This is a genomic window from Corynebacterium gerontici (assembly GCF_003813985.1).
GTDB classification, from domain to species: Bacteria; Actinomycetota; Actinomycetes; order Mycobacteriales; family Mycobacteriaceae; genus Corynebacterium; species Corynebacterium gerontici.
The window spans coordinates 2,003,139-2,021,298 of sequence record NZ_CP033897.1 but is presented as its reverse complement, the minus strand read 5'-3'; the positions used below and the strand labels follow the sequence as shown (position 1 = coordinate 2,021,298).

The window sequence follows — 18,160 nt, the reverse complement described above, 5'->3', positions numbered from 1 at the left end:
CTCCCGCTCACATTGCCGGCCGCAGCGTGCTCCTTAAAGACTTCGCGGACACGCTACAAAATGGACCGGGCACTCATGAACGCATCGCATTAGTAACTGGAGCCAGGGGTTCTGGCAAGACGTCTGAGAGACCCAGGAAAGTATTCATACGTTGTGTTCAGTTCGACGTAGAAACCAAACCCCTCCAGCTAGTTGGTGCAGCAAAGGAACCCAGTACACAAACGAAGTGATCAAACACGACGCAACTCTTGTGGATCATGATCGTTTCCGCGGTATCGCTGGCGATCGCGACGGTGGTTTCCGGCATCCATTACCGCAGGCATGAATTCGATGAATTCGTCTACAACACACCCCAATGGATACTCACCTGGCAAGGCATCAGCCTGCTGGTGTTGGTGATCGCCGCAGTGGGGTACGGCATCACCAAGGTCAGCACAAAGCGGCGTTAATGAGCCTGCGAGGCAAATAGTCCTTGCACCGTTTGGCGGTCCACCTTGCCCACTCCGATCAGTGGCAGGGCTTCAAGCTGGCGGATCTGCCTTGGCAACTGCCAGCGGGGGAGATCATCGAGGGCCTCAATCAGATTTTCGGGTGTGGCATCGCCCTCGTAGGCACAAGCAATCGCCTGGCCAAGGCGGCGATCCGGCACACCGACGATGCACACCGCGCGCACGCCGGGCACATTCGCCAGGCGCTGCTCCAATACCTCGGGGTGAATTTTCAGGCCACCAGAATCGATGATCGTGTCCATGCGCCCAGTCACGCGCAGCACACCGTTTTCTACCACGCCCGTATCGCTGCTGGCAAACCAACCAGGCTGCGCAAAAGCCTCGTGGCCAGGCAGATTCCGATACCCAGCAGCTACCATCGGGCCGCCCAACACAATGCGCTCACCCTGCAGGCGCACCTTCGCGCCGGGGATCGGCTTGCCGTTATACACGCAGCCGCCGGAGGTTTCAGAGGAACCGTAGGTGCTCACCACTGTGATCCCCAGTTCTTGGGCGGCTCGTTGGTCGTCGAAAAGCAAAGGAGCCCCACCAACCAAGATGGCGTTGAAGCTGCGCAGGGCGTCGATGCCTTCGATCGTGTCCATGGCCTTGAGCAATTGCATGGGGGTGAGCGAGGTGTAGCGGCGGCCTTCCAAGTTGCCGGCGGCCTCGGCGAAGATGTGGATGTTGAAGCCGTGGCGCACGTCGATGACTTCTGGGGTGAAGCCCGCGATCATCGATCGCAGCAATACCTGCAGGCCAGCGATGTGATTCGGTGGCATCGCGAGCAGCCACTGGCCCTCGCCGCCTAAGAACTGATGGGTGGCATCCGCGGAGCTGACCAGGTTCGCTGGGGTGAGCATCGCGCCCTTAGGTGTGCCCGTGGAACCCGAGGTGGCCACCACCAATGCGATGCTGGGATCGATTTCATCGCCCGCTCGTTGGGAAGTGCGCAATACAGTTTCATTTTCGGCAGATACCGGTAGTAGCGTGCGCTTTCCTGCAATAGATTGCTCAAGCGTGTTCAGTATCTGCTCGGTGGCATGTGATTGCTCAAAGCGCAGCCCGGAGTCGGGGAAGAGCTCGCGGGTGATGTGAAAAGTTTCGAGGGTATGCATCGCGGGGGTCCGGCCGGGTGAGGCGGCCTAATAGTAGTAGGGGAACGCGGACCAATCGGGGTCGCGCTTTTCTAGGAAGCTGTCGCGTCCTTCCACAGCCTCATCCGTCATGTAGGCAAGGCGCGTGGCCTCACCAGCAAAGACTTGTTGGCCCATCAGTCCGTCATCGGTGAGGTTGAAGGCGAACTTCAGCATGCGCTGCGCCGTGGGGGACTTGCCGCAGATTTCGCGAGCAGCATGAATAGCCTCCTGCTCCAACTCGCCGTGGTCCGCGACAATATTCACCGCGCCCATGCGCTGCATCGTTTCCGCATCGTAGGTGCGACCCAGGAAGAAGATCTCACGGGCAAACTTCTGGCCCACCATCTTGGCCAAATAAGCGGAACCATAGCCGGCATCGAAGGATCCTACGTCTGCATCGGTCTGCTTAAAGCGAGCCTCCTGGCGCGATGCGATGGTCATGTCACACACCACATGGAGCGAGTGTCCACCACCGGCTGCCCAACCATTGACCACGGCGATCACTACTTTGGGCATGGTGCGGATCAGGCGCTGCACCTCAAGAATATGTAGGCGCCCGCCCTCGGCCTTCTCACGGGCTGCGTCTACAGTTTCCGCAGTTTCGCCTGAGGCGTAGCGGTAGCCGGAACGTCCGCGAATGCGCTGGTCACCGCCGGAACAAAATGCCCAGCCGCCGTCCTTTTCGCTCGGGCCATTGCCGGTGAGCAGCACCGCGCCTACGTCCGGGGTGCATCTAGCGTGGTCGAGTGCACGGTAAAGCTCATCCACGGTGTGCGGGCGAAACGCGTTGCGCACCTCTGGCCGGTCAAAGGCGATGCGGACGATGCCGTTCTCGCGCCCCTCGCCGACGTGGCGGTGGTAGGTGATGTCGCTGAATTCCTCGAAGCCTTCCACCACCTTCCACTGTTGGGGGTCAAAGGGGTTTTCGGTGGAGTAGTGGGGCTGTTGCTTGGGGTCTTGTTGCGCTTCGCTCATACCTAGCAAATGTAGTCGGTGGGTGCCGGGCGGTGCGCTCTTGCACGCCTGAATGCCGCGCTCGTGGGTCGGTGTTTAGACTTCACACTATGGCGATTGCTTTGAAAGACGTGTTGGAACGCAGCCACGTTGTGGCCCTCCCCATGCGCGTCAAATTCCGCGGCATTACCACCCGCGAGGCGCTGCTCATCGAAGGCCCTCAAGGCTGGGGTGAGTTCTGCCCATTTGAGGATTACGCACCGCATGAAGCCGCGCATTGGTTGGCCAGCGGCCTTGAGATGGCATTCCAAGGCCCGCCGCCTTTTGAGCGCGAGTGGGTAGACATCAATGCCACCATCCCCGCCGTGAGCCCAGAGCAAGTCCCTGAAATCCTCGCCCGCTTTGAGGGCTGCACCACGGTGAAGGTCAAGGTAGCTGAGCCTAGCCAGGAGCTTTTCGACGATATCGCGCGCGTGCAAGCCGTCCGCGAAGTATGGCCCTTGGCGAAGATCCGTGTAGACGCCAACCGAGGTTGGCGCGTGGATGAGGCCCTCGAGGCCGCCAAGGCGCTCGGCCCGCTGGACTATATGGAGCAGCCTTGCGCCACGGTGGCTGAGCTCGCTGAGTTACGCCACCGCCTAGTGCGTAGCGGCATATTCCTGCGCGTGGCGGCAGATGAGTCGATCCGTCGCGCCGATGACCCCTATGAAGTGGTACGTGCCAAGGCAGCAGACGTCGCCGTGGTGAAACCAGCCCCCATTGGAGGGGTTCGCAAGGTGCTGGATCTGGCCGCGTATATGCGCGCACAGGGGCTCGACATCACCGTCGCCAGCGCACTGGACACTGGCGTGGGCATCAATGCGGGTCTAGCAGCGGTGGCGGCCTTGCCGCGGCACAGCGACGATGAGGAATTCGATGTACCCCCAGCCGCCGCGGGGTTAGGCACCCAGCGGCTGTTCCTCGAAGACGTCACCGCGCCGCGCGAGCTCATCGATGGCCGCTTGAAAGCTGACATGCTCGTGCCCGAGCAAGACCGCCTGGAGGCGCTCAAAGCCCCGGCGGCGCGCAGGGACGCCTGGTTTGATCGCCTCAAGCGGGCGTGGGAGTACCTGCCGGAGAAAGCACTAGACTGCTAAGCCATGACTTCCTCGCCTGAGCTCGCCCGCGCACTCGCAGCAGAACTTGCCCGCCACATCACAGACGTGGTGCTCTGCCCCGGTTCGCGCAACTCTGCTCTCTCCCTGGCCGTTCTGGAACGCGCGGATCTCCGTGTGCACACGCGCATTGATGAGCGCAGCGCCTCCTTCTTGGCGCTAGGCATGGCGAGGGTGCAAAAACGGCACGTTGCCATCATCACCACATCCGGGACGGCGGTGGCCAATTGCACCCCGGCGATGGTGGAGGCAGCGCATTCCCACACGCCACTGCTGATGATCTCCGCGGATCGTCCAGAGCGACTGCACGGCACCGGAGCCAATCAGACCATCGAGCAGGCAGGCATCTTCCATGTGGCACCAACACACCGCATAGCCGGTGAGGCTGATATAGCCCACGTTGCTGAGGCTCTCAAGCACCACGCAGCGCACCTCAATGTGGAATTGGATACGCCGCTGCTCAGCGAGGAACTTCGTGCGCCCGCGCCCGAGGTAGCGGATTTGGTGCGTGCGGGGGGCGTCGAAAAGCAAGATCATGGCGAGGTTAGCATCGATCTTTCCAGGCCGACGCTGGTGATCGCTGGTGACGAGGCGTGGGAGGTGGAGGGGCTCGAAGACGTGCCAACTATTGCGGAACCCACCGCGCCCGCCCCGTACTACCCGGTGCATCCGCTGGCGGCTGGCGTGTTTGGAAAGCAACAAGTTTCAGCCGAAGGCTATGTCGTCAATACCAAGCCTGAGCAGGTCATTGTGGTTGGACACCCCACCTTGCACCGTGGAGTGATGGCGCTGCTGGAAGATCCAGAGATCGAGCTCATTGTGCTGAGCCAAACGGCAACCATCACTGATCCTGCCAAGCGTGCCAAAGCCGTGGCGTCGAGGGTCAAGACCACTGGGCAGCCGCGAAAAGAATGGCTCAACATTGCCAAAGCGGCAGCAGAATTGGGTGCACAGGCAGTGCGCGACACCTTGGCAGAAGATCACGGGTTCACCGGATTGCACGTTGCAGCAGCCGTCGCAGACACCTTGGGTACGGGCGACACCTTGGTCCTCGGCGCCTCGAACCCGGTGCGCGACGCATCCTTTGTTGGACTGCCCTTTGCAGGAGTGGATACCGTGGCCGCCAGGGGAGCTGCAGGAATCGACGGAACCGTTTCCCAAGCCATCGGCGTGGCCACTGCCATTCAGCAGGCACATCCGGAGGATTTACGCCCGCCAAGAACCGTCGCGCTCATGGGCGACGTAACCTTTCTGCATGACGTGGGCGGGCTGCTCATCGGTGAAAACCCATTGCCGGAAAACTTGAGCATCGTGGTGGCCAACGACGATGGCTGCGGCATTTTTGAAACGCTCGAATCCGGGCAAGATGCCTATCGGGCGAACTTTGAACGCGCCTTCGGCACACCGCACAATGTGGATATCGAGGCGCTTTGCCAGGCCTACGGCGTGGAGCACGTGCGGGTGGATTCTCTGCAGACGCTCATCGAAGCACTCATCGATGCCACCGACCACGCCGGATTCCGCATCATTGAGGCCACCACCATCCGCAGTACCAGGCGCGAACTGCACCAGTCGCTCGCGAAGAAGGTGGCTATGTGAGCCCCGATCAACGCACCCCCACGCCCACAACCTCGGGCTCAGAAGCAGCCGTGCGCCGCCGTGCCCACCAATTCGTGTTAGTGCTGTACATCTTCGCAGTGCTGGGGTGCGTGGCGATGGTCCTGGGGCCCGCGCTCAATGACCGCACGATCAACCAAAATCCTGGGCGAGCCCTCGCAACCGTGGTGAACGTGGGGACGATTCGCACGTCCGTGGAATACCAAGGCGATGATGGGCGCCTGCATTCCCCCAAGGCCGGCCTGTTGTATCCCAGCGGGCTCGGCGAAGGGCAGCGAGTGTGGGTCACCTACGCCAAAGACAACTATGACTTGGTGAAGGTCGAAGGGCGTCGCTGGACGCTCGCGTTCATTCCGGCACTGAGTTGCCTAGCGGTCGCGAGCGCGATAGCAGCAGGGTTATGGTTACTGGTGAGCCGTTGGCCTGCGCGGCGGCGGCCGCAACCACCGAGCATCCGAAAGCCGCTGAAGAGGTAATCCCATGCGCGTGGCGATCATCGCCGAGTCGTTTCTTCCTTACGTCAATGGCGTCAGCAACTCGGTGATCCGCATAGCAGAATATGCCCAGCGCCACGGCCACGAATGCTTTATTATTGCGCCCGGCAAACGTGGTGACGTCACCGCGTTTCGCGGCATTCAGGTGATACGAGTGCCCGAAATCCGTGTGCCTCGCATCAACTCCTTGCCAGTGGGGTTCCCCAATCCGTTGTTGATGAGGCAGCTCCGCGCGTTTCGCCCCGACGTGGTGCACCTGGCAAGTCCCTTCGTTCTCGGCGTGATCGGTGCGTGGGCCTCGCGCAGGCTGAAGGTGCCCAGCGTGGCGGTGTTCCAAACGGATATCGCGGGCTTTTCTCTTCGCTATCGCCTGAGCTGGCTGTACCGCGCCGCTTGGCGTTGGATCGGCACCCTGCACAACGCCTGCAGCCTCACCCTCGCGCCTAGTTCAGTTGCTCAGCAGGCGCTTGTCGACGCCAACGTGCGCGACCTTAAACTGTGGGGCAGGGGAGTAGACGTTACCTTGTTCCACCCGAGTAAGCGCACCCGTCCTCATGACGATCAGCGGATTCGAGTGGGATACGTGGGCCGCTTGGCGGCCGAAAAGAGTGTGCACCGTCTGGCGGTGCTCGACGGACAACCCGATGTAGAGCTGGTGATCGTCGGTGATGGCCCCGAGCGCGCGAGGCTCGAAAGAGCTATGCCCAATGCCACCTTCCTCGGTGCACTGTATGGGGAAGCGCTGGCCCGGGAACTCGCCAATTTTGACGTGTTTGTGCACACCGGAGAGTTCGAGACGTTTTGCCAAACCATTCAAGAAGCTCACGCAAGTGCGGTGCCCACCATTGCGCCACGCGCCGGAGGCCCCATCGATCTGATTAGCCCGGAAGTAGGGGTGTTGCTCGATGTGGAACATTTTGAGCGCGAACTCCCAGGAGCCGTCAGGGCTATTGCTGCACAGCGGCAGGTGATGGCCACGGCGGCGCGAGCCAAAGTGGAAGGCAGAACCTGGGACGCCTTATGCGAGGAACTCTTCAATACCTACTCGTCGGTGCTTGCTGGCTACACTGGTTGATCGTGGCAAAGGCATCCTTGGATAAGCAACCCAGCGACGTTGCAAAAATGTTCGACGCGGTGGGCAAGAAGTACGACCTCACCAACACCATCTTGAGCTTTGGTCAGGATCGTCATTGGCGTAAACGCACTCGCGAGCGCCTCGACCTGCGGCCCGGCGAGCTGGTTTTGGATTTAGCAGCGGGCACTGCCGTCTCCACCGAGGAGCTGGCGAAGTCCGGCGCCACCGTTATTGCCTGCGATTTCTCCCAGGGCATGCTCGCTGCTGGTGCAGAACGTGATGTGCCCAAGGTCTGTGGTGACGGCATGAAGCTGCCGTTTCCCGACGCCACCTTCGACGCCGTGACCATCTCCTATGGCCTACGCAATATCCAGGATTTTCGCGCCGGACTGCGCGAAATGGCGCGCGTAACCAAGCCTGGTGGTCGATTGACCGTGGCGGAGTTCTCCAAGCCTGTGGTGCCGGTGTTTGGCACCGTGTACAAGGAATATCTGATGCGCCTGCTGCCCCCGGTGGCACGGCTGGTGTCCTCCAACCCCGATGCCTATGAATACCTGGCGGATTCCATTCGAGCTTGGCCGGAGCAGGAGGCCTTGGCTCGTGAGATCAATGCCAATGGCTGGGCCGATTGCGGCTGGCAAAACCTCACCTTCGGCATCGTGGCGATGCACTCTGCGTTGAAGCCGGCCTAAGCCCCACGAGTAGCATCGGGGTCATGCAAAGAGTCGTCCCGAATATTTGGTGCAATGGCAATGCTGATGAGATGGCAGAGTTCTACGTAGGCGTCTTCGAGGACGCCCACGTTGTTGAGCGCCAGCGCTACCCGGAAGAAGGCTTGCTCGATTTCCAGCAGCCCATGGCGGGCAAAACTTTGATGATTGAGCTTTCGCTGCGCGGATTCCACATCATGCTCATCAACGCTGACGACACCTTCACCCCGAACCCGTCGATCTCGTTGATGGTGAGCAACTCGAACGCGGAAGCAACCACCGCGTTGTACGAGCGCCATCTGCGATGGGGGTTTCGCCCTCATGCCGCTTGCCTCCTACGACTTCAACGAACATTACTCCTGGGTGCAGGACAAATTCGGCGTGAGTTGGCAGTTGCTTACCCACACCGAACCCACCGGGCTGCCCGCCATTTACCCCAGTCTCATGTTCTGTGGACAGGCTCAGAATCGCGCCGCTGAAGCCATCGATCGCTATACCAAGCTTTTCGACGGCCGCGTGAACCAAAAGGTGACCTATGGCGAGATCGGCCAGGGTGCCAATGGAGTGATCGAACCCGATTCGGTGGTGTTTGCCACTTTCGAGCTGTTCGGTGAAACCATCGGCGCCATGGACTCCGCGGTCAAACAGCCGTTTAGCTTCGATGGCGGCGTGGCGCTGCTGGTGAATGCACACGGCCAAGGGGAAATTGACCGATACTTCGACGGACTCAGCGCCGTGCCTGAGGCCGAGCGCTGCGGCTGGCTTCGCGACGAATTCGGCGTGAGCTGGGAAATTGTGCCCGACAATATGGGCGAGCTGATGACCAAGCCCAATGCCTATGAAAAGCTCATGGGCATGGGCAAGATCATCATTGAGGAGTTCTAGGCGGGGCGATAAAACACAACCAATGAGGCTATCGCCTCAGCCGATGTCCGATACGCAAATCTGCTCGTTTCTTCGTGGTCGATTCCAGTGTTGGCACTCATGAAACAGTGTTGAAGAGCCAATTGGGTCATGCGAACCCATTTGTGCAAACATGTGTTCTAATTGTGTCGAAGGACTCGGAAGTGGGGCGGTAGGGTGTTAGCCATGAAGAATCTTACAAGTGTTGAAATCTGCGCTGGAGCCGGTGGCCAAGCTCTTGGGCTTGAGCGTGCAGGCTTTGAACATTTAGCAGCAGTTGAAATTGACGCCGATGCGGTAGCGACGCTTCGGGCTAACCGGCCTGAATGGCACGTCCAGCATATGGACGTGAATGAGTTTGACATTGCGCCGTACAGGGGAATGGACCTGTTCGCCGGTGGCGTCCCGTGCCCACCTTTTTCGATAGCCGGCAAGCAGCTTGGTGCAGAGGATGACCGAGACCTTTTTCCTCGAGCATTAGAGATGATCGAAATTGCACAGCCTCGAGCTGTGCTTTTAGAGAACGTGAAAGGGCTAGGCCAGAGGCGCTTCGATTCCTACAGGGCTGAAATTATTCGTCGACTGAATGAGCTTGGGTATGAGGTCTTCTGGGAGCTTATCCAGGCAGCGGATTTTGGGGTACCTCAACTGAGGCCAAGATTTATCTTGGTGGCATTAAGGCCTGAGGACGCGCCATTTTTTGCTTGGCCGAAGCCGTTAGATCGAAAGGTGACAGTCGGTGAGGCTCTAGAAAACCTGATGGCTGAAGACGGATGGCCGGGTGCCGCCGATTGGGCACGTGGAGCTAATGCAGTTGCACCAACCCTTGTTGGAGGCTCCAAAAAACATGGAGGTCCCGATGTAGGCCCCACTCGTGCCAAAGCGGCCTGGGCTCATCTTGGTGTCAAAGGATCATCGATTGCGGACTATCCACCATCTCCCACTTTTACTACCGACCCTGAGGAAGAAATGCCACGGTTAACGGTAAAAATGGGCGGAGTGATCCAAGGATTTCCTGAGGATTGGGAATGGACTGGAGGCAAAACAGCGCAATGGCGTCAGGTCGGAAATGCCTTCCCGCCGCCCGTAGCGTATGCGGTTGGAAGGTCTATCGTTGCTGCGCTGAATCACGAGCAGCTCGAAAAAGACGTTCGATCGGCGGAGCCTATCGCCCATCAGTCCCTGCTCCTTGAAGGCTGTGCGGTATGAATCAAACAGAAATTGCCCTTCTGACGCGGGCGCGACGCGATTTTCACCGATTCTTAATTGAGTCGGGAACGTTGAGTATCGCGGAAACCGCACAGGGGCGAGTCGCATCAAACGCGGACAAAAGTCAAGCCAGCTCCAAGAACGTGGCTTTGCATATCGCCGAGCAACTCGAGGTGCCTGTTGGCACAAAATCTGCTGGTCAAACCGCTGGAACAAAGTTTGAGCTTGCAACAAACAATTTCCTTGCCGCCACCTTTCCGCTTCTGCAGGCTGTTAGGCCTGGCACCTGGGAAGTGATGAACCTGGGAAATCGGCGTCGCCATGATCACTTTGCGGACTATGAGCCCTACCGTCATCTTGCGGATCTAGCCGATGCAATCGCGCTGGATTCAAGCCTGGCAGCAGCTTTGGGCAATTCCTATGTGATTAGCCCGGACGTAATCGTTGTGCGATCTGCAGTGGCGGATGTCGAAATTAATGCGGATCAATACATTGTCGATGAGTTCGCAGGAAGACTGTCCCCGCTGCGGGCGGATAACTTCGCGGGCGATCCGACAAAATTTATCCATGCCGTTGTTTCCTGCAAGTGGACTATGCGCAGCGACCGGGCGCAAAACACTCGAGCTGAAGCGCTCAACCTACTAAAGAACAGAAAAGGGCGTGCACCTCACATCGTGGCAGTCACCGGAGAACCGAGTCTCAGCAGAATTGCCTCACTGGCACTCGGTACAGGAGAGATCGATATGGTCTATCACGCATTTCTTCCTGAATTGCGAACAGCAATTGAGCAGGTAGGGACTGAGGACGCACAGGAGCTGTTCCACATACTCGTGGATGGAAATCGACTCCGCGATATTGCAGATCTTCCTCTCGATCTGGCTGTCTGAACGCGAGCAAACCAGCAGGCGGAGTACAAGTGTGGTGAGTAGACACGAACCTCACCACACTGCGCAAACCCCGCCAGCCCCTTACCCCTTCGTGTTCTCCACGGTGTCGAGGATGAACTTGGCGGAGTGGTGGAGTTGCTCGAGTTCCCAGTCGTTGAGCTTTGGTTGGAGGCGCTTTTCCCATCCTTCGGGTCCGATGAAGGTGGGCAGGGAGAGTGAGACTTCGGGCAGGTCGTAGATGCCGTCGGTGATCAGTGTGCAGATAGGGTGCACGGAGCGTTCGCCAATGAGCAGGCACTTGGCCAGCGCGTTTGCGGAGCGTGCCACGCCTGCGTTGGTCCAGCCTTTGTTCAGCAGGACGTCGTAGGCGGTGCGGATCACGCGCTCTTGCATTTCGGGTGCGCTCGGTAGCGCACTGCCGCGCCATTGGCTGAGTTCTTCCCAGCCGAGGCCGAAGACGTTGACTTGGGAGAGCGCGGGTAGGGCGGTGGAGCCATGCTCGCCGATCATGTAGCCGGTGACGGATTTGGGGTCGATGCCGAGTTCCTGGCCGATGGCAAAGCGTAGGCGTGCGGAGTCGAGCATGGTGCCGGTGCCGAAGATTTTGTGGGTGGGGTAGTCGAATTCGGTGACGGCTACGTGTACCACGGCGTCGAGGGGGTTGGTGATGAAGATGATCACCGCGTCTTTGGTGTGTTGGACGATGTTGCTCATCACGTCACGCACCACCACGCCGCTCAGTCCCGCCAGCTCAGAGCGATCGGGCAGGCGCTCGGGGTCATTCGGGTCGGGCACAATCGAGGCGCCGGCGGCCACGATGATGATGTCCGCGTCCTTGCAATCGCTGTATTCACCTGCGTGGCAATACGTGTGCGTAGTGCCCATCACGCCGGTGGATTGCGCCTGGTCAAGCGCCTCACCGAGCGCGATTTTGGGCTCAATATCGATGGTGGCAATTTCTGAATAGAGCCCGGAATCCATGGCGTAGCTCAACACATAAGAACCAACATGGCCCAGGCCAACGACGACGAGTTTTGATTGCTGCATGCCTTTAACTTTAGGCACGTAGCTTAAGCTTTTCGACGCCCCCGCGGCCCCCTACCCCCACAACACCCGGGAGCCACGCATCCGCATGCTGGCGCCTGACGCTGCGCGCCACACTCGCGCCACCAGGTCGCGATCCTCTTCCACCACGAGGTTGCCCATGAGGCGTGCTGCAGCCGGCATGACGATTTTGCCCATGGGCTTGCGCAGCGCTAGCGGCCCGGTGAGTGGCAAGAACTGCGGATAGGTCAGCGCGCGTGCGAGGGTTCGTGCCAGCAAGAAGGCCTCGCCGTATTCGTGGCGCAGCATTTCTGGCCACAGCAGGGTGAAGTCCTTGCCTTCATCTAATGCCCCCACAGCCATCGCTGCGGTTTCTAGCCCATAGTCGATGCCTTCGCCGTTGAGCGGATTCACGCAGGCGGCAGCATCACCGATGAGCATCCAATTCGGTCCGGCTACACCGGAGACGGCGCCACCCATGGGCAACAACGCGGACGCAACCCCCTCAGGTTGCCCAAAGTGCCAGGCCTCGCGCTGCTGCTGGGCGTAGAGGTGGAGGAGTTTCTTGGTGTTTACTTTTGCGGGACGATTGTCGGTGGAAAGGGCACCGCAGCCAACATTGGCGCGTCCATCACCCAGTGGAAAAATCCAGCCGTAACCTGGCTGAATCGTGTTCTCGGCGTCGCGAAGCTCGAGGTGCGAGTGGATCCATGGTTCATCGCTGAATGGCGTTTCGCAATAGGAGCGCGCAGCGATGCCAAACACTTCGCCCTTGTGCCAGGTGCGGCCGAGCTGCTTGCCGAATGTTGAGCGCACGCCATCGGCGACGATCACGAATTTCGGAAGGACACGGGTGCCGTCGCTAAGCTCCACGCTACGGATCGCGCCATCGAGCTCAACCGCCCTCGCGCCCACGCCGCCAAGAAAGCGCGCACCGTCCATGCCGAGTGCGTGTTCAAGCAGCAAATTGTCCAGTTTTGTGCGGGGCATGGCTGAGCCCACGTTGCCGAAGGATGAGTCCGGCCACGGTGCCTCAACCGAACCGCCGAAGCCGTGGAGCTTGAGCCCGCGCGATTGATAATGGGAGGTGACGTCCACCCCGATTGCTTCAAGCTGGTGGATGGCTCGCGGGGTGAGTCCATCGCCGCAGGTCTTGTCGCGGGGGAAGGTGGCTTGATCCACCAGAAGCGCTTCCATACCAAGCTTGGCGGCGTGCCACGCCGCGGCGCTTCCTGCTGGGCCTGCGCCTACGATCAGCAGGTCTGGGGAGATCACCTTGTCATTCACAAGCAACATTGTGGCAGTTGTGGCGTGGCCTTTGCACCCCGGGGTGTGTGAGCGCGAGCATTTCGACTACGGTAAAGGGGTTAGTTGGAACATGCTTCGCGTGGCGCCACGCCAAGCCCTTAGGCGTGAGCGGCACTCAACCTCTAGTTAAGGCAGTGTGGAAATGAGCAACGGTGCCGACGGGTCGCAGCCCAAGGTGGCGGCAAACGTGGATCTTGGCGATGTTTCTTTGAACCAAGCCGTGGCCGATGGCATGCAACGCGTAGAGACGCTGCTCATGCAGGAGCTCTCTAAGGGCGAGGCCTTTGTTTCCGAGAAAGTTCTGCACCTGACCAAGGCCGGTGGCAAACGCTTCCGCCCCATGTTCGCGCTGCTTGCCTCCCAGTACGGCACCGAGCCGATGAATGAACGCGTGATCAAGGCTGCCGCCATTGTGGAGATGATCCACCTGGCCACCCTCTATCACGATGACGTGATGGATGAGGCCGATAAGCGCCGCGGTGTGCCGAGTGCAAACGCCCGCTGGGACAACTCGGTGGCGATTCTCGCCGGCGATATCCTGCTTGCGCACACCTCACGGATCATGAGCGAGTTGGGTGTGGAGACAGTCGCTCACTTTGCCGAAACCTTCGGGGATCTGGTTACCGGCCAGATGCGTGAAACCATTGGTGCAGGCGAAGGCGATGCGGTGGAGCACTACATGAACGTCATCCGCGAGAAAACTGGCGTGCTCATCGCCTCGGCCGGTTACCTTGGCGGAGTCCACTCGGGTGCCAAGCCGGAGTACATCGAGGCGCTGCAGGGTTATGGCAATGCAATCGGCATGGTGTTTCAAATTGTGGACGACTTCATCGACATCTTCTCCGACACCGCCCAGTCAGGCAAGACCCCCGGCACTGACCTACGCGAAGGTGTGTTCACCCTCCCCGTGCTCTACGCGCTGCAGGAGGACACCCCGGTGGGTGAGGAGCTACGCGGCATCCTGACCGGCCCCATCCACGACGATGCCACGGTGGAACACGTCCTCGCTCTGCTGGCACGGTCGCAGGGTCGGCAGAAGGCGCTTGACGACGTCACCGCGTACCTCAACGAGGCTGAGCGTCACCTCGAAGCGCTGCCAGAATGTGCAACCACGGATGCGCTGCGCAACCTCGCCCGCTTTACTGTGGCACGCGTTGGATAATGGCTGTTGTAGTGCGAATTTGCAATGATTCGGGATGTGCAGTGTAGAGTGTTCAACGCACGCCAGGTTGCCCGAGCGGCCAAAGGGAGCGGACTGTAAATCCGTCGGCATTGCCTACAGAAGTTCGAATCTTCTACCTGGCACAGCAATGTTAGGAGCCCGTCACGAAAGTGACGGGCTCCTTCGCGTATCCCAAAAAACCTTGACAATAGTGTGATCAAGCCTATAATGAGGTGACCTGCGACACATTGGAGGGATCATGGAGCGGAAAATTCTATTGGCTTCTGGATTGATGAGCGCAATACTTGCTGCGACTGGCGCCTCTTCCGCAACGGCGATTCAGCTGGCACCTCAGAAAATCTGTGCTTATGAAAATAATGGTCGTTGTACCGACTGGTATCCGAATGTCTATACATGTCACAACATTGCCAATAAGCCGGGAGTGACTGACTATCAGCTGCGTGCATGTTTTGCGTGGTCTGCGTATGGGAGTCGTGGTTAAAGTGTCGACATTTTGGATAATCGCCATTGTGGCCGTGCTCCTCATCGCTATTCCTGCCGGCATGATGCAGCGCAAGGTTGCTAAGCGCTCGGAGGAGCACGATCCGGAGGCACGTCAGGCGGCGCTGGACTTCCAGCGCGACATCGATCGTGGGCGCGCTGGCTTCTAGCGCGCGAGCGCCCTTCTAGGGCGTGTGCATTGGGGTCGATGGGGCATCGAAAAGCTTGGCTGTAGTGCAGATTTGTGTTCTTGAGAGGCTTCGGGTTAATCTTTATCAGGCTTCAACAGGAGCGGGTCGGGAAACCGGCACAATTCAATGAGGCTAGCGCCCCCTTAGCTCAGTCGGCAGAGCGTTTCCATGGTAAGGAAAAGGTCGACAGTTCGATTCTGTCAGGGGGCTCTGTTCTTTTATCTAGGGTAGCCTAGCTGGAAGATCGTGGCGGTGTAGCTCAGTGGTAGAGCAAGCGACTCATAATCGCTGTGTCGCGAGTTCAATTCTCGCCATCGCTACCAAAGGGGCGTGGCTCAATTGGTAGAGCATCGGTCTCCAAAACCGAAGGTTGCAGGTTCGAGTCCTGTCGCCCCTGCAAAACGCCGCTTCGGCGGTATCGCACCCGGTATGAACGCCGGGTGCTTTTCTTATTCGTGCTATAGTTTCCACTTTGGTAGCCATGCCACACCCCTGGCAGGCAATGATGAACCTTGAATCGAGAAAGAATTGGGGAGCGCAGTGAGCGAACAAGAACGGCAACCCGTCACGGCAGCCCGTCCTACCGGCAAGCGACAGCTCTCCGGCACCAGCACCGCAGAAGCCTCCCAGGCTGCCAAAAAGAAGGTAGCCAAGCGCGATGAGGAAACCTATGGCGGCAGCGCGGTGACCTTCTTGCCTGAAGTGGGCAAGGAGATGCGGAAGGTGATCTGGCCCACCGGAAAGCAAATGGTCAATTACACCGTGATCGTCTTCGCCTTCCTCATTCTCATGACTGCCCTGGTTGCTGGCGTGGACTTCCTTGCCGGCCTCGGAGTTGAAAAGATTCTGACCAAGTAGCTATACTGACCCAACAAAGCTGAAAACCCGCTTCACCAAAACACCAGGTGAGGCGGGTTGCTTCATTCCCCGCTTCAAGCGGTGCCGCTAGGCTTGGGAATGCTGCAGGCACGAGTAACAACACCAGGAGATGAACACACCATGAGCGAAGAGCAAAACGGCTCCTTTGCTGAGGCGTTCGGTGAAGCCGTCGAGGCGTCACTGAGTGCGGAGCAAGACAACCTCGAGCAGGACAACGACCAAGCTGGCGTAGAGGTTGAAGAACAGCCGGTGCAAGAGGCTGACTACGAAGCCGCGATTACCGACGCCGAGGAAGAAGACGCCGACGCCGATTACAAGGCGCGCCTTCGCAAGTTCACCCGCGAGCTGAAAAAGCAGCCCGGCAAGTGGTACATCATCCAGTGCTACTCGGGTTATGAAAACAAGGTGAAGACCAACCTTGACATGCGTGCCCAGACTCTCGAGGTTGAAGACTCCATCTTTGAAGTCGTAGTCCCCGTTGAGCAAGCGGTAGAAATCCGCGACGGCAAGCGCAAGATTGTCAAGCGCAAGCTGTTGCCCGGCTATGTGCTCGTGCGCATGGACATCAACGACCGTGCATGGTCCGTGGTGCGTGACACCCCCGGTGTGACCAGCTTCGTGGGCAATGAAGGCAACGCCACCCCAGTCAAGCACCGCGACGTCGCCAAATTCCTCATGCCGCAGGAATCCGCGCCCGGTACCGACAAAGCAGCTACCACCGAGGAAGGCGAGCAGGTTGTTGCTATGCCTACCGACGCCAAGAAGGCGCCAGTCCAGGTGGACTTCCAGGTTGGTGAGGCAGTCACGATCCTCACCGGCGCCCTGGCATCCGTGTCTGCCACCATCTCCGAGATCGACGCAGAAAACGGCAAACTCCAGGCGCTCGTCTCCATCTTCGGCCGTGAAACCCCAGTTGAGTTGGGCTTCGACCAGGTAGAGAAGATCACCTAGCCAAGCCAAGCATCCTCAACGCGGCAACCCCTACAGCTTTTTGGAGCGTGTGGGGGTTGCAGTGTATTCTGATTGATCGCGTGTGCACTTCGCATGCGCATCGTACATATACATATCCCCGGTGGCTGGTTGGATGAGCGTAAGCAGGATTGATTTGCGTTTCATGCCGCTGGCATCCGGACGTCGAAAAGCTTGAAAAGCGCTCGGCGTTAACACGGAAAGTTGGTAAAAGTCTCCATGGCTCCTAAGAAGAAGAAAAAGGTCACTGGCCTGATCAAGCTGCAGATCGAGGCAGGCGCAGCTAACCCGGCTCCCCCGGTCGGTCCTGCCCTTGGTGCTCACGGCGTGAACATCATGGAATTCTGTAAGGCTTACAACGCCGCAACTGAATCCCAGCGCGGCAACGTTGTGCCTGTGGAGATTACCGTCTACGAAGACCGCTCCTTCGACTTCAAGCTCAAGACCCCGCCTGCTGCCAAGCTGCTGCTCAAGGCCGCCGGCATCCAGAAGGGCTCCGGCGTGCCCCACACCCAGAAGGTGGGCACCGTCACCCTCGACCAGGTCAAGGAAATCGCCCAGACCAAGCTTGAGGATCTCAACGCATACGACGTTGATTCCGCGGCCAAGATCATCATGGGTACCGCACGTTCCATGGGCATCGAGGTCAAGGAGTAAGCAGCCCCGCGCTGCAGCCGCCTCCTGAATCCAGGAGGCATTCCAGGTGGAAGGGCCAGCTTCGGCCCGCACCACACAATCCACAAGAATCTAAAAGGATTTCAAAATGAGCAAGCGTTCAAAGGCTTACAAGGCCGCCGCAGAAAAGGTTGACAAGACTCGCCTCTACAGCCCCCTTTCGGCTGCTGAACTGGTGAAGGAAACCTCCTCCACCAAGACCGACGCCACCGTTGAGGTTGCAATGCGTCTCGGCGTTGATCCCCGCAAGGCTGACCAGCTCGTTCGCGGCACCGTGAACCTGCCTAACGGCACCGGTAAGACCGTGCGCGTTGCAGTGTTCGCCGAAGGCGAGAAGGCAACCCAGGCTAAGGAAGCTGGCGCAGACATCGTTGGCACCGCCGAGCTGATCGAGCAGATCACCGCTGGCACCATTGACTTCGACGTTGCCATCGCTACCCCCGACCAGATGGCCAAGGTTGGCCGTGTGGCTCGCGTGCTCGGCCCCCGTGGTCTGATGCCAAACCCCAAGACCGGTACCGTCACCCCCGACGTTGCAAAGGCAATCGCCGACGTCAAGGGCGGCAAGATCGCCTTCCGCGTTGACAAGGCAGCCAACCTGCACGCCATCATTGGCAAGGCTTCCTTCGACGCCAAGGCGCTTGCTGAGAACTACGGCGCACTGATCGACGAGATCCTGCGTATCAAGCCCGCCTCTTCCAAGGGTGTGTACCTGAAGAAGGTCACCATGACCTCCACCTTTGGTCCTGGCGTTCCGGTTGATCCGGCAGTTCAGAAGAACTACGCCGAGGCTTAATTCTC

19 protein-coding genes, 4 tRNA genes and 1 pseudogene are annotated in these 18,160 nt (G+C 59.2%); 20 read left to right on the top strand and 4 right to left on the bottom strand.

Annotated features, from left to right (window positions below):
• Positions 1-257 precede the first annotated feature (257 nt).
• Entirely contained in the window at positions 258-449 is a 192-nt protein-coding gene (locus CGERO_RS09490) for a hypothetical protein (protein WP_123935387.1), read from the top strand.
• Here the strand turns inward: CGERO_RS09490 and menE are convergent.
• Together menE and CGERO_RS09480 are read right to left on the bottom strand one after the other, a co-directional pair.
• Positions 446-1,606 (bottom strand): o-succinylbenzoate--CoA ligase, encoded by a 1,161-nt coding sequence (gene menE / locus CGERO_RS09485; RefSeq protein WP_123935385.1) that lies wholly within the window; start codon positions 1,604-1,606, stop codon positions 446-448. The two genes, CGERO_RS09490 and menE, sit on opposite strands and share 4 nt — an antisense overlap.
• Positions 1,607-1,633: 27 nt before the next feature.
• A complete protein-coding gene (locus CGERO_RS09480) occupies positions 1,634-2,602 on the bottom strand; it encodes a 1,4-dihydroxy-2-naphthoyl-CoA synthase (RefSeq protein WP_123935383.1) in 969 nt (322 codons plus the stop codon).
• 89 nt (positions 2,603-2,691) lie between these two features.
• On the opposite strand from CGERO_RS09480, the gene CGERO_RS09475 reads away from it, so the two are divergent.
• The 9 genes and pseudogenes from CGERO_RS09475 (at position 2,692) to CGERO_RS09440 (ending at position 10,630) form a co-directional block, all read left to right on the top strand.
• Positions 2,692-3,717 carry an o-succinylbenzoate synthase gene (locus tag CGERO_RS09475; RefSeq protein ID WP_123935381.1) on the top strand — a complete coding sequence of 342 codons (1,026 nt, stop codon included), beginning with the start codon at positions 2,692-2,694 and terminating at the stop codon, positions 3,715-3,717.
• A 3-nt stretch (positions 3,718-3,720) separates the two neighbouring features.
• The gene (gene menD / locus CGERO_RS09470; protein WP_123935379.1) at positions 3,721-5,334 is read left to right on the top strand and encodes a 2-succinyl-5-enolpyruvyl-6-hydroxy-3-cyclohexene-1-carboxylic-acid synthase; all 1,614 of its coding nucleotides are present in this window, start codon (positions 3,721-3,723) and stop codon (positions 5,332-5,334) included.
• Between the two features lie 50 nt (positions 5,335-5,384).
• Positions 5,385-5,828 carry a DUF3592 domain-containing protein gene (locus CGERO_RS09465; RefSeq protein WP_123936111.1) on the top strand — a complete coding sequence of 148 codons (444 nt, stop codon included), beginning with the start codon at positions 5,385-5,387 and terminating at the stop codon, positions 5,826-5,828.
• Between the two features lie 4 nt (positions 5,829-5,832).
• Entirely contained in the window at positions 5,833-6,921 is a 1,089-nt protein-coding gene (locus tag CGERO_RS09460; protein ID WP_123935377.1) for a glycosyltransferase family 4 protein, read from the top strand.
• Positions 6,922-6,923: 2 nt separating this feature from the next.
• Positions 6,924-7,613, top strand: a complete 690-nt coding sequence (locus CGERO_RS09455) for a demethylmenaquinone methyltransferase (RefSeq protein ID WP_123935374.1) — start codon at positions 6,924-6,926, stop codon at positions 7,611-7,613.
• Positions 7,614-7,636: 23 nt separating this feature from the next.
• Positions 7,637-7,876: pseudogene (locus CGERO_RS10830) on the top strand (VOC family protein); the annotation flags it as partial.
• A 76-nt stretch (positions 7,877-7,952) separates the two neighbouring features.
• Complete coding sequence (locus CGERO_RS10785; RefSeq protein WP_245998822.1) at positions 7,953-8,516, top strand: VOC family protein; 564 nt, start codon at positions 7,953-7,955, stop codon at positions 8,514-8,516.
• Between the two features lie 204 nt (positions 8,517-8,720).
• Entirely contained in the window at positions 8,721-9,743 is a 1,023-nt protein-coding gene (locus tag CGERO_RS09445) for a DNA cytosine methyltransferase (RefSeq protein WP_123935372.1), read from the top strand.
• Positions 9,740-10,630 (top strand): NgoMIV family type II restriction endonuclease, encoded by an 891-nt coding sequence (locus CGERO_RS09440; protein WP_123935370.1) that lies wholly within the window; start codon positions 9,740-9,742, stop codon positions 10,628-10,630. Before CGERO_RS09445 ends, CGERO_RS09440 begins: the two co-directional genes overlap by 4 nt.
• An 81-nt stretch (positions 10,631-10,711) precedes the next feature.
• Here the strand turns inward: CGERO_RS09440 and CGERO_RS09435 are convergent, their stop codons facing one another.
• Together CGERO_RS09435 and CGERO_RS09430 are read right to left on the bottom strand one after the other, a co-directional pair.
• Entirely contained in the window at positions 10,712-11,677 is a 966-nt protein-coding gene (locus CGERO_RS09435) for a lactate/malate family dehydrogenase (RefSeq protein ID WP_123935368.1), read from the bottom strand.
• Positions 11,678-11,728: 51 nt separating this feature from the next.
• Positions 11,729-12,970, bottom strand: a complete 1,242-nt coding sequence (locus CGERO_RS09430) for a geranylgeranyl reductase family protein (RefSeq protein ID WP_123935366.1) — start codon at positions 12,968-12,970, stop codon at positions 11,729-11,731.
• A gap of 154 nt (positions 12,971-13,124) precedes the next feature.
• Between CGERO_RS09430 and CGERO_RS09425 the strand changes: the two genes are divergently transcribed.
• From CGERO_RS09425 to rplA, 10 genes are all read left to right on the top strand, one after another.
• Positions 13,125-14,144: a polyprenyl synthetase family protein gene (locus tag CGERO_RS09425; RefSeq protein ID WP_123935364.1), complete on the top strand. Its 1,020-nt coding sequence runs from the start codon at positions 13,125-13,127 to the stop codon at positions 14,142-14,144.
• Between the two features lie 61 nt (positions 14,145-14,205).
• Positions 14,206-14,287, top strand: a tRNA-Tyr gene (locus CGERO_RS09420).
• Positions 14,288-14,605: 318 nt separating this feature from the next.
• Positions 14,606-14,815 (top strand): hypothetical protein, encoded by a 210-nt coding sequence (locus tag CGERO_RS09415; RefSeq protein WP_206423897.1) that lies wholly within the window; start codon positions 14,606-14,608, stop codon positions 14,813-14,815.
• Positions 14,816-14,973: 158 nt separating this feature from the next.
• Positions 14,974-15,046 (top strand) — tRNA-Thr (locus tag CGERO_RS09410).
• A gap of 38 nt (positions 15,047-15,084) precedes the next feature.
• Positions 15,085-15,159: transfer RNA gene (locus CGERO_RS09405), tRNA-Met, on the top strand.
• 1 nt (position 15,160) lies between these two features.
• Positions 15,161-15,233 (top strand) — tRNA-Trp (locus tag CGERO_RS09400).
• A 143-nt stretch (positions 15,234-15,376) separates the two neighbouring features.
• Positions 15,377-15,694 carry a preprotein translocase subunit SecE gene (secE, locus tag CGERO_RS09395; RefSeq protein ID WP_123935362.1) on the top strand — a complete coding sequence of 106 codons (318 nt, stop codon included), beginning with the start codon at positions 15,377-15,379 and terminating at the stop codon, positions 15,692-15,694.
• Positions 15,695-15,835: 141 nt separating this feature from the next.
• Positions 15,836-16,666 carry a transcription termination/antitermination protein NusG gene (nusG, locus tag CGERO_RS09390; RefSeq protein ID WP_123935360.1) on the top strand — a complete coding sequence of 277 codons (831 nt, stop codon included), beginning with the start codon at positions 15,836-15,838 and terminating at the stop codon, positions 16,664-16,666.
• 237 nt (positions 16,667-16,903) lie between these two features.
• The gene (gene rplK, locus CGERO_RS09385; RefSeq protein WP_123935358.1) at positions 16,904-17,341 is read left to right on the top strand and encodes a 50S ribosomal protein L11; all 438 of its coding nucleotides are present in this window, start codon (positions 16,904-16,906) and stop codon (positions 17,339-17,341) included.
• Positions 17,342-17,447: 106 nt separating this feature from the next.
• The gene (rplA, locus tag CGERO_RS09380; protein WP_123935356.1) at positions 17,448-18,155 is read left to right on the top strand and encodes a 50S ribosomal protein L1; all 708 of its coding nucleotides are present in this window, start codon (positions 17,448-17,450) and stop codon (positions 18,153-18,155) included.
• Positions 18,156-18,160: the final 5 nt, after the last annotated feature.